A 13,298-nucleotide genomic window follows, 5' to 3' on the forward strand; every position below is an offset into this window, starting at 1 on the left:
CTTAGCTCGACTTTATCCAATTAAGTTAAGCTGCATAAACAGCGATATCCCTTAATTGCTCAAATAAAGATTGACGCTGAGTTTCTATCCGCATTTCTCACAAAATGCCAAAAATGGGGTCATGAAATCGGCTAAATATCCACAGAATTGCTGAGATACTTCGCCACGGTTTGTACGTCCTTGTCCCCTCGTCCCGAACAGTTAATAACAATTCGAGGACTGCCTTCGAGTTGCGGACAGAGTGTTTCTAAATAGGCAAAAGCATGAGCAGTTTCTAGGGCAGGAATAATTCCTTCTAACTGAGATACTCGCTGGAATGCCTCTATTGCTTCTTCGTCAGTGACGCTGTAATATTCAGCGCGATCGCTATCTTTTAGATAACTATGTTCGGGTCCGACTCCGGGATAATCCAATCCCGCGCTGATAGAATGCGCTTCTAAGACCTGACCTTCATTATCCTGCAACAGATAACTCATCGCCCCGTGCAAAACTCCAGGACGACCGTGAGTTAAGGTTGCTGCATGTTTTCCCGACGCGATACCTTCTCCTGCTGCTTCCACACCAATCAATCGCACTGAAGGTTCCTTAATAAATTCATAAAACAATCCCATTGCATTGGAACCGCCACCCACGCAAGCAATCAGAATATCTGGCAAACCGCCCCATTTCTCTTGTGCTTGGATGCGAGTTTCTTGACCGATGACAGCGTGGAAATCCCGCACCATCATCGGATAGGGATGCGGTCCGGCGACAGAACCGAGGATGTAATGAGTGGTTTCTACATTGGTCACCCAGTCTCTGATCGCTTCAGAAGTCGCATCTTTGAGGGTTCCGGTTCCCGCTTCGACTGGTGCCACTTTTGCCCCTAGCAAGTTCATCCGAAAGACATTTAATTTCTGTCTCTCCATGTCGCGAACGCCCATGTAGATGATGCATTCAAGACCAAAACGGGCGCACACCGTAGCTGTAGCAACTCCATGTTGACCCGCACCCGTTTCGGCAATGATACGCTTTTTGCCCATGCGTTTGGCTAGTAAGACTTGAGCGAGGGCATTATTGATTTTATGAGCGCCCGTATGGTTTAAATCTTCTCGTTTGAGATAAATTTGCGCTCCACTGCCATCGGGTTTAGCATAATGGGCAGTAAGGCGTTCGGCGAAATACAAAGGGCTGGGCCTTCCTACATAATCTCGCAGGAGTTGTTGCAGTTCCTGCTGAAAATCGGGGTCATCTTTGTAGCGAGCGTAAGCAGTTTCTAGTTCGCTCAGGGCAGGCATTAAAGTTTCGGGAACGTATTTACCGCCATAGCAACCGAACCGTCCAAATGGATCTGGATATTGAATTTCGATATTTGCTTGGGATGAAGAGATAGGAGTAGTAGTCACGATAAGGGCAGAATAACCAATATAGAGGTTATTATAAAACGTTCTCTGTGGTATATGGTTTAGCCGATGAAACGCGGTGACATTTTTGCAATCCGACGAGGAGTTGCCGCCACCTGCGGAGGCAAGTCCTGAGACAAGCGCGAAGCTAGTCAGCGATGTTTATCGCTGCCTCATACCATTTTTCAATCTAGAATTAATCCATCTAGCCCTACATTTTTCACGCTTTGCAATACTCTATCGGCACTGTCCCAGGTTTTAAAAACGCCTACTTGCCACATAGCTCGTCCCTGATAAACAGTCCGAAAAGCATCGGGATAAAGCGATCGCAGTTGCTTTTGTTGGCTGCTTTCGGATGCCTCCACTAGCACCCGATAGTTGCTAGAACTCGGAACCTCGGATCTGGCAGCAACATTGGCGTTACTCGCCCCAGGAAGGGGGCGCGGAGTAACTGCGATCGCGTCGGAAAGGGTTTTTTCTGAATTGGCTCTCGCATTGGCAGTCGGTTGCGGCACGACTTGAGAGCTATTTATCTGTGGGGGAACTGGAAGGGGCGAAGACTCTTCGGAGGACGGAGAAGCAGCGTTGGCTGCGGAAGGATTTGGCGTCCGTCCCGAAGGAATAGAAGGAGGCGGGGGGAGAGAAGAGGAAGAACGAGAAGATGGAGAAGAAGGAGGGATGGAATTTCCGGCTGTAAATCGGATTTCTTTACCCGTGTTGGTAGCAGGCGCATTCGTGTCGGTGCGATCGCGGTTGATGGCAGTAGGTGGAACGGGTAAAGAACGGTTATTGTCTATGCTAGAACGACTAGGAGGATTCTGATTAGTGCGATCGCGACTTATCGTACTAGGTGGAACGGGTAAAGAACGGTTATTGTCTATGCTAGAACGACTAGGAGGATTCTGATTAGTGCGATCGCGGTTGATAGCATTGGGCTGAGATCGCGAAACTGTTCGATTTTCTGCGGGGGGGAGAGTAGCCGTAGCGGTCGCGGAACTAGCGGGAGAATTCATGGCAGTGCGATCGCCGCTAAAATAGACGTGACCGAGTACTTTGCCCTGATAGGCGCGTTTGCTGAATCGCCAACCTGCATTGAGGTGGATTTTGAGAAAACCCCGTTGCAGTCCATAGGTTCTACCGATAACAATATCTCGCTGACTGGGATTGGTTCGCGAAGTTCCCACTAGAAAGAGTTCTCCGTTGCGCTCCACGATTCTGAGCAGATAATCTAAGCCAAAATCTCGACCGTCAACGCGAATTGAGTAGCCGTTGCTATCGGTGCTGCGGTTGCAATGTCCGGTAAAGTCAAACTTAAGCAACAATGGCTCTACAATTGTCGGTCTGGAGCCACTTTCACTCCAACAGGTTTTTTTCCCTGGGATCTGTTCGATGACTAGGAGATCGTATTTATTCGTGCCATAAGGTCTGGCTATAGCAATAATTCGATTTTGATCGATTTCTTGTTCGTCGAAAGTAACCGCTGCTTTAACGGGATTGTCGATCGCGACGCTAGCCAAGGTTGCTGTGGCTAAAACTGCCAATATTTTAGTAAAAGCAAGTGAGAGTCTCATAGGGTCTGACGATAATACTGACGTTTATTTAAGTTAGATGGAAAGTTCCGTTAATTAGACGAGAGTTATGGTTTTTTGTTTACCGCATTTTGCACTTTATAATTTATTAGTCATGATAAGATCGCGACAGCATATCCATTTATCTATTCATTACTCTCTAAGTGAAGATATTTGTCTATCATACTCCCGAACTGACTTCACCGGACGGCTTTCCCGATTGTGCCGTCGTAATCGACGTTTTGCGAGCCACTACCACGATCGCAACTGCTTTAAATGCCGGAGCAGAAGCCGTACAAGCTTTTAGCGATCTCGATCGCCTAATGCAAGCGAGCGAAGCTTGGTCTCCAGAAAAACGACTCCGCGCTGGAGAAAGAGGCGGCGCTAAGGTAGAAGGCTGCGATTTGGGCAATTCTCCCCTCGACTATACGCCAGAGCGAGTGCGAGGAAAGCGGCTGTTTATCAGCACGACAAATGGTACTCGCGCCTTGCAACGAGTCGAGCAATCTCCACTCGTTACTGCTGGAACGATTATCAATCGTCATGCAATCGTCCGCTATTTACTGGAAAAACAGCCAGAAACAGTTTGGTTGCTCGGTTCTGGATGGGAAGGCGGCTATTCTTTAGAAGATACTGTTTGCGCGGGAGCGATCGCTCAATCTCTCATGTCGCAGGAATGCGAAGGAGTCGAGATTGGCAATGATGAAGCGATCGCGGCGATCGCACTTTATCACCAGTGGAAAGACAACTTGCTAGAACTGTTTCGTCTTGCCAGTCACGGTCAACGCCTGTTGCGTCTGGGGTGCGATGAAGATTTACAATACTGCGCTCAAATCGATTCCCTCGACATCGTGCCAATTCAGAAAGAACCCGGTCTGTTAGTGAAATTATAGCGAGATTCGCGATCGTATCTGAATCCTGCCATCAAGCTTTATCCTGAATATTAGACTCAGAGTTAATGTGGTTTCAGATAAACAAGAACAATTTCAAATCGAATATCAGAAGGGCAAATATACCTTTGAACGGGGTCAATATCGGCTCAGCGTACAACACTTAGAAAAGGCAAGCCAACTGGTCGCTTTGGGATCGCGTTTGGGAGGAGAGGTGCAAATTTGGTTGGTCACAGCTTATCAAGCAGCCAGTCAGCTACAAGAGGCAATCTCTCTGTGCCGACAACTCACCAAACACCCCCACCCAGAAATTCGCAAACAAAGTAAGCGTCTGCTCTATATTATCGAAGCGCCTCAGTTGAAAAGACCGCGCGAGTGGATGAGCGAAATTCCTGACTTGAGCAAGGCTTCGGAAAGTAACGCTCGTTCTCTAAGCGGTAGCGGTAACAGCACGACCAAAAAAGCTCCTTCGTCTACAATAGAACCAATCGATCTCAGCCAGGTCAATACGAAGGATAATCATTTTATTTGGGTTGCCTTAGTTCTCATTCTCCTGATCTTAGGCGGAGTAATTTGGCTCGGTTGACCCAATCAATTGTCAGCTATCAGCTTTTTGGTTGCTGATAACCGCTCGCTGTTAAAAATGGCTTATTGGCTTTTCCAAGCAAATCCCAAATACTATCGTTTTCTAGATGCTATCCGAGAGTTAGATGAGATTCCGTGGCTAGTCACTCGTTACGCCAAGGAGATGGCAATAGGAGATGGGGTATTGATGTGGATGGCTGGAGAGAAAGCCGGAATTTACGCGATCGCAGAAATTATCGATTTCCCGCAAGTACTCGATGAGATTATCGATGCCCATTTTTGGCTCGATCCCGACAGCCTTAAAAGAGACAAACCTCGCGTCAAACTTCGCATTCTCCGCAAACTTCTCGGACAACCCTTGCGTCGCAACGAAATCAAACACGATCGCATCCTCAAAGATTTACTGGTAATTCGCGCTCCCAACAGCACCAATTTCAAAGTTACGCCGCAACAGTGGGAAAGAGTTTATCAGTTAAAGGGATGATGTAGTTAGTAGTTAGTGGCAATTTTTGACAATCAACTATTAACCATTAACCCCTAACAAATAACCAATAACAAAAGACTCCAATAACAAAAGACTAAGGACAAAATGACTAATGACCAGTTCAAAAAAAATTCTAGCGATTCAAGGCGATATCACTCAACAAGCTGTCGATGCTATTGTCAATGCCGCCAACAATTCGCTTCTCGGTGGCGGTGGCGTTGATAGAGCTATTCATCGCGCGGCGGGAGGGCAATTACTCGAAGAATGCCGTCGTCTGGGGGGGTGCGCGACGGGAGATGCCAAAATGACCAAGGGCTATAGACTCCTTGCTAAATGGGTAATTCACGCCGTCGGTCCCGTTTGGAGAGGGGGAAACCAAGGAGAAGATGAGTTATTAGCGCGTTGTTACCGTCGCAGTCTCGAATTAGCAGCAGAAAATGACATTAAGTCTATCGCTTTTCCAGCCATCAGCACGGGGATTTATGGATTTCCTTTGGAGCGTGCAACGAGAATAGCCGTAACTGAAGTAAAACAGTTTTTACAGCATTCGAGCTGTATCGAACAGGTCATTTTTGTTTGTTTCGATACTCGAACCTATGAGTGTTACAAGCAAGTGCTGTTAGAACTCTTGCCAGAATTGTAGAGCGATCGCTTTCTCTTCACCATAAAACTTTGAAAGGAGCCAGAGTTAAAATTTTTCTGACTCCTAATCGTTCAAAATTGAGTTTATACGGCAGAGAAGTAGACTTTCGACTTCACGGGGTCGGGGATCATGGTCTTGTCTCCCTCTTGCCAACCCGCGGGACAAACTTCATCAGGGTGCGTTTGTACGTACTGAATGGCTTTCAGGGTACGGAGGGTTTCGTCAACGCTGCGACCAAAGGAGAGGTTGTTGATGGTTGCGTGTTGAATAATTCCTTCTTTGTCGATAATGAACAGTCCGCGCAGTGCGACTCCAGCGTCTGGATCTAGCACGTTGTAAGCGGCGCTAATTTCTTTCTTGATGTCGGAGACGAGAGGATAGGCGATATCGCCAACGCCACCTGATTTGCGATCGGTTTGAATCCAAGCTAAGTGAGAGAATTCACTATCTACAGAAACTCCCAAAACTTCGGTATTGAGTTGGGCGAACTCTTGGTAGCGATCGCTAAAGGCGACAATCTCGGTCGGGCAAACAAAGGTGAAGTCTAGTGGATAGAAGAATAGGACAACATATTTGCCGCGATAGTCAGATAATTTAACGGTTTTAAATTCTTGATCGACAACAGCAGTCGCCGTAAAATCGGGAGCTGGTTGACCAACTCGCAAACATCCTTCAGACATGTCTCGATTCTCCTTGACTGTATAATCTCTAGAGTTATTTAATCTTTACGAACTGTTACAACTATATCATAGTCATAACGATTTTGAGTAAAAGATAAAATAGTCTAGCGCCAGTTTAAAATAAATAAAACTTATACTAAGATAGGGTTAAATGCCGAGGCTCGTTTTAGTTTCTCCACAAATCCCCCCCAACACAGGAAACATTGCTCGAACTTGTGCCGCAACGGGAACGGAATTGCATTTGGTCGGCCCTTTAGGATTTGAACTAAGCGATCGCTACCTCAAACGAGCTGGTTTAGATTATTGGCCCTGGGTAAATTTGCATTATCATATCGACCTAAAAGCCTTCGAGACAGTACATCGGCAACTTGGGGGAAGGTTAATCGGTTTTAGCGTCTCCGGTCGTTTTAACTACATTCACTACCAATTTCAAGATGACGATTGGTTGCTATTTGGTAGCGAAACTGAAGGGTTGCCGCCAGCAGTTCTTGAAGCTTGCGATGCCACGGTTTATATCCCGATGGAACAACCAAAAGTTCGCAGTTTAAATCTCTCTGTCAGTGCCGCCGTAGGGTTATTTGAAGCTCGTCGCCAGCTTGGTTATCTCGGCTAGATAATTTTTAAATACGGATTTAGATATAAAGTTTATCTTGAATTTTTGATAAGAAAATTCTATAAAAAAAAAGAACTTTAGTATTACCTACACTTAACCGGGAACATAAGCGTTTCTGGCGGAAACCTTATAAAAATTAATTCGTCTAACCAAACAAATTCATCTAAGTACAGCAACAACTTTGATTTCGCGTCGCAAATTTATGTTTGCTAGACCAGCTTAGATGGGCTTGTCTAAATTGTCAAACCAAGTTAATCTTTCTTAGATAAAATAACACATCCCCATGCATATCGACTTAGTATCAGATCCCAATGCGCTAAGTTGAATTGACTTTTTTTTAATTAACAAGTCACCCTAATAAATTCCCAAGGTCAAATTCACAACATAATTTAGCGCTTGTTATAGATGAGGAGGTTTTTTTGAAAGACTCACCGATCCAGAAAGTTCAATCCACTCCCTCATGCCTAGCATACTCCTCTGAAGTAGGGGTCGAACTGTCGGCAAAAGCATCTATAGGTGTAATGCCAATTAGCGAGGGAGATCGCAAAGTTCGTCGTTCTTCGGCTGCCACCATCGGTTTAGCCATTTCAATGGGTGCTGCCAGTCTATTACTGCTCAACCAAAACGATGCGGCAGTAGCAGCTGATTCCTTTACTGCGGAAACTACGGTTGCCAGCCCGTCGTCGAGCGCCATCCAATCTCAATCCGATGAAGTGGGCAATTCGTCTTCTTTAACAACCGTCAAACCAGCTCCGCTAGCGATCGAGCATCGGGTAGCGAAGAGCAAATCTTTGTGGCAGCTATCAGAAGAATATCGCCTCGCAGCAAAAATTATAGCCGCTAACAATGAAATTTCTTCTCAAGCCAATCTTCTAGCCAGACAGAAATTAAAAATCTCTTCGCGACAAGAGCCAGAAAAATCTACAAATAAACGCGAACCTGCTAAAAAAGTCGCTTCTCGCTCTTTAGAGCTTGTCGATCCACAGCAGCTCGCCAGCTCTTTGGATAAATTGAAAGAAACACAAAAGCGCTTACAAGAAAGTCTAGCGCAATTAAAATTAACCGAAGTTTCTCAACAGTTAACGATTCTCCAGGGTGAGGGAGAGCAGAAAACCCCTTCTCATCTTGTCATGCGCCCCAATGCCTCCTTACCAGCGATAACGGCTTCCCTTGCTCCCGTCTCGCTGGAAACGTCCAAAGCAGACTCGCTTGCTCCCCATGCTAAAAAACTGCTCGCTGACATTGAGAGACTCCAGCAAGATTATGCCGATGATTTGCCTTTCGTTTCTACCTCCGCACAAACGGAAACGGCTGAGGAGGAACGCCCTACTCTCGTTGCTTCAGAAACGCCTAATCGCCGATGGCGGAGCGATCGCAAGCCAGGTATCAATCGCACGGCAGTTCAGAAGCGAGAAGCGGCTCAGTCTCGGATCCCCAGCCCTCAGCCTGTTTCCTCGAATTCCCAGAATCGCGAGCAAATCGTCGGTTCTGCTCCTGCCGATGCAGAGCAATACAACCAGATGATCCGAGTTCCCGTGGGAGAGACAGTCGGACCAGATCTTCCTCCCCTCTCTGTTCCCGACGAGTATCTACCCGATACTCTCCCGAAGTTTACGGGTTATATCTGGCCCGCCAAGGGCGTACTGACTTCTGGCTACGGCTGGCGCTGGGGCAGAATGCACAAAGGAGTTGACATTGCCGCACCTATCGGGACTCCTATCATGGCAGCGGCATCGGGAGAAGTGATCTCTGCTGGCTGGAATTCTGGCGGTTTCGGGAATTTAGTCAAGCTCAGACATTCTGACGGCAGCGTAACTTTGTACGCTCACAACAGCAGAATCTTGGTACGCACGGGCCAACTTGTCGAACAAGGCGAACTGATTGCCGAGATGGGTAGCACAGGATACAGTACCGGACCGCACCTACATTTTGAAATCCATCCCAACGGACAAAGTGCAGCAAATCCTATGGCATATTTACCCAAGCAGCGATCGTAAGTTCTCTTAACCAAAACACAACAATTGTCAATTCGCAGTTCGCAATTAAATACAAGAAATCTTTTTAAAATTGCGAATTGTGAATTGGCAATTGCGAATTATATTTGATTTCATAGGGAGATATCTAATCCGGATTTCTTATAAATTAATGATTTTTTTTCTACTCTTCTATTTCTTCAAATAATAATTCTTCTAAGATAGGTTGCATTTGTTGGTCATCTGGAGAAACCATTTCTAATTCGCCTTTTTCGTCGTATTTTGCTAAAAATAGCAGAGGAGAAAGAGGAGTATAAATCGAATACCTTTGATCCTGCGAATAGAAGCTTGCTAAAAACTGCAATTCTTCCTCTTCCGCTTCAATCTCTAAAGTAATCACTTCTTCGTCTTCTAATGGAGGTAATTCTCCGCTAGCAGTTAGGGTATAGGCGGTATTTTTAAGGGTCAGCTCTAATTCTGCCAAGACGGCTTTAGCATCGGCAAAAACTTGTTCGATTTCTTCGCTATCTTCTATGAGGATAGCGTCTGAAAATTCTTCGTCTTTCTCCTTATCCCAGGCAAGAATAACAATAGGCGTATCGACGGGCATGAGAAGTACATAGGTGGTGTCTTCTCGATCGAGAGAATTCTCAACATAACATTCTAAAGTTCGACCTTCTTCATCAGTTAAGGTCACTTTTTCTTCGTCATCGAGTTCGTTTTCTGGATTAAATCTGAAAGAAGACATATAACTTAGAAAAATCGACGCTTGCTTAGAATATCACAAATTTTATTCGTTATTTGGCAATTAATTGGGATTTATAGGTTAAAACCACCAATTGTATATAAATGTTCGACTCCCAAAACATCGGTAAGATTATATTGTAAAGGGGTAATTGTAATATAGTTTTTCCGAATTGCTTGTACGTCGGTAGGAATGTCAGAGGGTAAATGAAAGTGTTCGGGTTGTTCCAACTCTTCAATAACTTCGCCAGCTAACCAATAATAACTTTTTCCGCGCGGATCTAATCGCTTTTCAAAATTTTCGATATAACGGCGCAACCCTTGACGCGCGATCGCAACCCCAGCAATTTCCTCAACTTTGACAGGGGGAACGTTAACATTAAGCAAGGTTGGCTGGGGTAAGGGGTGTTGGGTTAAGCGTTCGAGCAAAGTAACCGCAAAATCAGCCGAGGGTTGGAACTCGCGAAACGTAGGAGAAGCTAAACTGATAGCAATGCTGGGAATTCCCTCGATAGTGCCTTCCATCGCCGCCGATACCGTCCCGGAGTAGAGGATATCGGTACCTAGATTGGAACCGTGGTTGATACCAGAAAGGATAAAATCGGGGCGAGTGTTGAGAACGGCATTAAGAGCGAATTTAACGCAATCGGCAGGCGTGCCCGAACAAGACCAAGCGATAACGGCGCTATGAAAAACCGAGTCGATAACTTCAGCTCGAATCGGATGGTGTAACGTTAAACCGTGACCCGTTGCCGATCGCTCGCGATCGGGACAAACAACGGTGACATCGTGTCCCACTTGTGCCAAAGTATTTGCCAGCGTCCGCACGCCAAGCGAAAAAATCCCATCGTCGTTACTAATCAGAAGTCTGAGAGGTTTTGTCATAGGCGATTTGGTTGAGCAATTGAATTCCAATTTCTACCGTATTTCCATTTTCCAATACTGACGAGCGATCGCTATTAGGTAAACTGGGATTAGCCAGCTAGATCGATAGCCAACCCTATTATCAGCATGACCATCACATCTATAAGCCAGATAGAAAGCGAACTTCACTTGCTCCAGCAGGAGGCAAAAATCGCGATCGCGCAGGTGACAACCCTCGCTCAATTGGAACAACTGCGGATCGATTACCTTGGTAAAAAAGGGAAACTCTCCCAAATCCTGCGGGAAATGGGTAAATTAAGCCCGCAAGACCGACCGCGCATTGGCGCGCTGGCAAATGAGGTCAAAGAAGGTTTACAAGAGCAATTAGAACGCCAGCGCCAAGACTTGCAAGCCGCCCAAATTCAGGCGCAGCTGGAAGCCGAAACCCTTGATGTCACTATGCCTGGAGTCGGTCGTCCTCTGGGTCGAATTCACCCTCTCAACGGCACTATCGATCGCGTTTTAGATATTTTCGTCGGTTTGGGTTACAAGGTCGCTACCGGACCCCATGTCGAGACAGATTACTACAACTTCGAGGCGCTCAACACCCCAGCCGATCACCCAGCGCGGGACATGCAGGATACATTTTATCTTCCCGACGGCAATTTGCTGCGTACCCATACCTCGTCGGTACAAATTCGCTACATGGAAACCCACGAACCGCCGATTCGTATCGTCGCACCCGGTCGAGTTTACCGTCGAGATACGGTAGATGCGACTCACTCGGCTGTCTTCCATCAGGTCGAACTATTGGCAGTCGATCGCGGGTTGACTTTCAACGACCTGAAAGGAACAATTAAGGAATTCATCCGGCAGATGTTTGGGGCGGAATTGCCCGTGCGTTTTCGGGCAAGCTACTTCCCTTTCACCGAGCCGTCGGCGGAAGTAGACGTACAGTGGCAAGGAAAATGGCTGGAAGTGATGGGGTGCGGCATGGTCGATCCTAACGTCCTCAAAGCAGTTGGGTACGATCCGGAGATCTATACTGGATTTGCTGCGGGTCTGGGCGTAGAACGGTTTGCCATGGTGTTGCACCAAATCGACGATATTCGCCGCCTTTATAATAGCGATTTGCGCTTTTTGCGACAATTTTAATTCATTTACCAGTAACGGAGCTAATCTCATGAACGATACTTCACTTTCGGGCAAACGAAGGCTACTGTCAGCACTATGCCACGGTTCGATTTTCTTTAGCGCCCTACTCGTGTCTATTGGCATTCCGATCGCGATTCTGTTTGTTTCCGACGACTCAGTTATTAGAGAAAATGCCAAAGAAGCCCTCAACTTTCATTTAAATATTTGGTTTTATGGAGCAATCTATGCCGTCCTGACTGCGATTTTGATCGGCTACTTACTGCTGCCTTTAGTTCCTATATTTATCCTGCTCACCTGGATTTTACCGATTATTGCGATCGTCAAAGTCATCGGCGATCCCGACAAAGCTTTTCGTTATCCTTTTATCTTCCGCGTGCTGTAGCAGCGATCGAACTTAACGAGATGGGATGCTAGTTGACCGCACAAAACTCAAATCGCCCTCACCCCAACCCCTCTCCCAGAGCAGGAGAGTGGCTCTCAAGTTAAAACTTTGGACTGAAGTCCCTTCGCTCCTTGTGGAAGAAGGGATTTAGGGATGAGGGGACAAAGATTTGTCAGTCAACCAAGATGGTATGAATAGATAGACGCAAACAACCGACAGGATATCGATGCCAAAAAACGCTTTAATTGCTTTGCTAGTTAGCACTAGCCTGGTGACGGCAGTCGGCTTCTCATTTTTGGCTTCTAAAGCAATGCCTCAAGAGGGAAAATCCTCTCTCCTTGCCCAGTTGCAAAAATCGCCAGTCAATGTTAGAGAAATCAAAGAATTTGCTGGAGCAATTACTTCTTTGGCTGTCAGTCCCGACGGACAAACTCTTTTAGTTGCTTCTGGGGACGGAAAGATCGCTGCCATTGCTCTCAACGAGTTAAAAGAAATCTACACGAAAACTTTCCCCGCTACGCCTAACTCTCTGGCGATTAGTTCTGATGGTCAAAGCATGGCTGCTGCCGCTGGCGAAGAAATAGCCGTTTTTCGCGTGAAGGATGGAACTCAAAAGGCGACTCTGCGAGGTCATGTTAGCAAGATAAGCACACTTGCCTTCAGTCCCGACAACAAAATGCTGGTTAGCGTTAGTGGCGGCGATCGCACTATCCGAATTTGGAACCTCGAATCAGAAGAGTTGCTCAAAACCCTGGGGGAAAATGTCGGTCCAGAAACAACCGTTGCCTTCAGTCCCGACGGACGATTCTTTGTCACTGGCTCTATTGGAGAGGATCGTACCATTAAGCTTTGGGACGCGCGATCGCTGCAATTGCTGAAAACGTCCTCCCAACAGCCCGGCTATATCTACGATGTAGCGATTACGCCCGACGGACAGAAAATCGTAGCGGCAGTGAGGAATCTGGTTAAAGTCTGGCAATTTGACAGCGGCGAGGAATTATTCTCTATGAGAGGAGCGCGCTTAGATTTGAATGCGATCGCAATTTCCCCAGACGGTCAAACAGTTGCTACAGCCAATAAAGAGGGAACGATTACCCTCTGGGATCTCGCCACGGGTCAGCTATTGACGACTCTCAAAGGACATCGGGGATGGGTCTTAGCCCTTGCCTTCAGTCCCGACGGAAAATATCTCTACAGCGGAGCCGAGGATAAAATTGTCAAAATTTGGCAAATAGCTCGCTGAAGAAGGAAGAAGCTCCGGGCTAGAAGGCAGAAGGTAGGGAGACGGGGAGTTTGGGAGAGTGGGAGGGTGGGGAGACAATTAACGACTAACCA

At 46.6% G+C, this 13,298-nt stretch carries 14 protein-coding genes; 9 read left to right on the plus strand and 5 right to left on the minus strand.

Annotated elements, in window-relative coordinates; all coding sequences use genetic code 11:
- Positions 1-131: 131 nt before the first annotated feature.
- Together trpB and NIES593_RS08340 are read right to left on the minus strand one after the other, a co-directional pair.
- Positions 132-1,385 (minus strand): tryptophan synthase subunit beta, encoded by a 1,254-nt coding sequence (gene trpB / locus NIES593_RS08335; protein WP_073599137.1) that lies wholly within the window; start codon positions 1,383-1,385, stop codon positions 132-134.
- A 182-nt stretch (positions 1,386-1,567) separates the two neighbouring features.
- Positions 1,568-2,953, minus strand: a complete 1,386-nt coding sequence (locus NIES593_RS08340) for a DUF3747 domain-containing protein (protein WP_073599138.1) — start codon at positions 2,951-2,953, stop codon at positions 1,568-1,570.
- A 161-nt stretch (positions 2,954-3,114) separates the two neighbouring features.
- On the opposite strand from NIES593_RS08340, the gene NIES593_RS08345 reads away from it, so the two are divergent.
- The 4 genes from NIES593_RS08345 (at position 3,115) to NIES593_RS08360 (ending at position 5,552) form a co-directional block, all read left to right on the plus strand.
- Positions 3,115-3,843 (plus strand): 2-phosphosulfolactate phosphatase family protein, encoded by a 729-nt coding sequence (locus NIES593_RS08345; RefSeq protein ID WP_073599139.1) that lies wholly within the window; start codon positions 3,115-3,117, stop codon positions 3,841-3,843.
- A 67-nt stretch (positions 3,844-3,910) separates the two neighbouring features.
- Complete coding sequence (locus NIES593_RS08350; protein ID WP_073599140.1) at positions 3,911-4,426, plus strand: hypothetical protein; 516 nt, start codon at positions 3,911-3,913, stop codon at positions 4,424-4,426.
- A 57-nt stretch (positions 4,427-4,483) separates the two neighbouring features.
- On the plus strand, positions 4,484-4,909 hold the full coding sequence (locus tag NIES593_RS08355) for an EVE domain-containing protein (protein WP_073599141.1): 426 nt from the start codon (positions 4,484-4,486) through the stop codon (positions 4,907-4,909).
- Positions 4,910-5,021: 112 nt separating this feature from the next.
- Positions 5,022-5,552 (plus strand): O-acetyl-ADP-ribose deacetylase, encoded by a 531-nt coding sequence (locus NIES593_RS08360; RefSeq protein ID WP_073599142.1) that lies wholly within the window; start codon positions 5,022-5,024, stop codon positions 5,550-5,552.
- A gap of 83 nt (positions 5,553-5,635) precedes the next feature.
- On the opposite strand, the gene NIES593_RS08365 is transcribed toward NIES593_RS08360, so the two are convergent.
- Positions 5,636-6,232: a peroxiredoxin gene (locus NIES593_RS08365; RefSeq protein ID WP_015142556.1), complete on the minus strand. Its 597-nt coding sequence runs from the start codon at positions 6,230-6,232 to the stop codon at positions 5,636-5,638.
- A 151-nt stretch (positions 6,233-6,383) separates the two neighbouring features.
- On the opposite strand from NIES593_RS08365, the gene NIES593_RS08370 reads away from it, so the two are divergent.
- Positions 6,384-6,845: a tRNA (cytidine(34)-2'-O)-methyltransferase gene (locus NIES593_RS08370; RefSeq protein ID WP_073599143.1), complete on the plus strand. Its 462-nt coding sequence runs from the start codon at positions 6,384-6,386 to the stop codon at positions 6,843-6,845.
- A gap of 419 nt (positions 6,846-7,264) precedes the next feature.
- Entirely contained in the window at positions 7,265-8,842 is a 1,578-nt protein-coding gene (locus NIES593_RS23215) for a M23 family metallopeptidase (protein ID WP_217651850.1), read from the plus strand.
- 160 nt (positions 8,843-9,002) lie between these two features.
- Here the strand turns inward: NIES593_RS23215 and NIES593_RS08380 are convergent, their stop codons facing one another.
- Positions 9,003-9,566: a DUF3727 domain-containing protein gene (locus NIES593_RS08380; RefSeq protein WP_073599144.1), complete on the minus strand. Its 564-nt coding sequence runs from the start codon at positions 9,564-9,566 to the stop codon at positions 9,003-9,005.
- 71 nt (positions 9,567-9,637) lie between these two features.
- Complete coding sequence (surE, locus tag NIES593_RS08385; protein WP_073599145.1) at positions 9,638-10,447, minus strand: 5'/3'-nucleotidase SurE; 810 nt, start codon at positions 10,445-10,447, stop codon at positions 9,638-9,640.
- Positions 10,448-10,573: 126 nt separating this feature from the next.
- On the opposite strand from surE, the gene pheS reads away from it, so the two are divergent.
- From pheS to NIES593_RS08400, 3 genes are all read left to right on the plus strand, one after another.
- Positions 10,574-11,581: a phenylalanine--tRNA ligase subunit alpha gene (pheS, locus tag NIES593_RS08390; protein ID WP_073599146.1), complete on the plus strand. Its 1,008-nt coding sequence runs from the start codon at positions 10,574-10,576 to the stop codon at positions 11,579-11,581.
- Positions 11,582-11,609: 28 nt separating this feature from the next.
- Complete coding sequence (locus NIES593_RS08395) at positions 11,610-11,963, plus strand: DUF4870 domain-containing protein (RefSeq protein WP_073599147.1); 354 nt, start codon at positions 11,610-11,612, stop codon at positions 11,961-11,963.
- Positions 11,964-12,189: 226 nt separating this feature from the next.
- A complete protein-coding gene (locus NIES593_RS08400) occupies positions 12,190-13,206 on the plus strand; it encodes a WD40 repeat domain-containing protein (protein WP_073599148.1) in 1,017 nt (338 codons plus the stop codon).
- Positions 13,207-13,298 lie beyond the last annotated feature (92 nt).

This window comes from Hydrococcus rivularis NIES-593, from assembly GCF_001904635.1.
Classification (GTDB): domain Bacteria; phylum Cyanobacteriota; class Cyanobacteriia; order Cyanobacteriales; family Microcystaceae; genus Hydrococcus; species Hydrococcus rivularis.

What these genes read in the sequence shown, in the direction of transcription:
- NIES593_RS08340 (WP_073599138.1), bottom strand. Translation starts at nt 2,953, where the DNA reads ATGAGACTCTCACTTGCTTTTACTAAAATATTGGCAGTTTTAGCCACA.
- NIES593_RS08355 (WP_073599141.1), top strand. Translation starts at nt 4,484, where the DNA reads ATGGCTTATTGGCTTTTCCAAGCAAATCCCAAATACTATCGTTTTCTA.
- NIES593_RS08360 (WP_073599142.1), top strand. Translation starts at nt 5,022, where the DNA reads ATGACCAGTTCAAAAAAAATTCTAGCGATTCAAGGCGATATCACTCAA.
- NIES593_RS08365 (WP_015142556.1), bottom strand. Translation starts at nt 6,232, where the DNA reads ATGTCTGAAGGATGTTTGCGAGTTGGTCAACCAGCTCCCGATTTTACG.
- NIES593_RS08370 (WP_073599143.1), top strand. Translation starts at nt 6,384, where the DNA reads ATGCCGAGGCTCGTTTTAGTTTCTCCACAAATCCCCCCCAACACAGGA.
- NIES593_RS08380 (WP_073599144.1), bottom strand. Translation starts at nt 9,566, where the DNA reads ATGTCTTCTTTCAGATTTAATCCAGAAAACGAACTCGATGACGAAGAA.
- surE (WP_073599145.1), bottom strand. Translation starts at nt 10,447, where the DNA reads ATGACAAAACCTCTCAGACTTCTGATTAGTAACGACGATGGGATTTTT.
- pheS (WP_073599146.1), top strand. Translation starts at nt 10,574, where the DNA reads ATGACCATCACATCTATAAGCCAGATAGAAAGCGAACTTCACTTGCTC.
- NIES593_RS08395 (WP_073599147.1), top strand. Translation starts at nt 11,610, where the DNA reads ATGAACGATACTTCACTTTCGGGCAAACGAAGGCTACTGTCAGCACTA.
- NIES593_RS08400 (WP_073599148.1), top strand. Translation starts at nt 12,190, where the DNA reads ATGCCAAAAAACGCTTTAATTGCTTTGCTAGTTAGCACTAGCCTGGTG.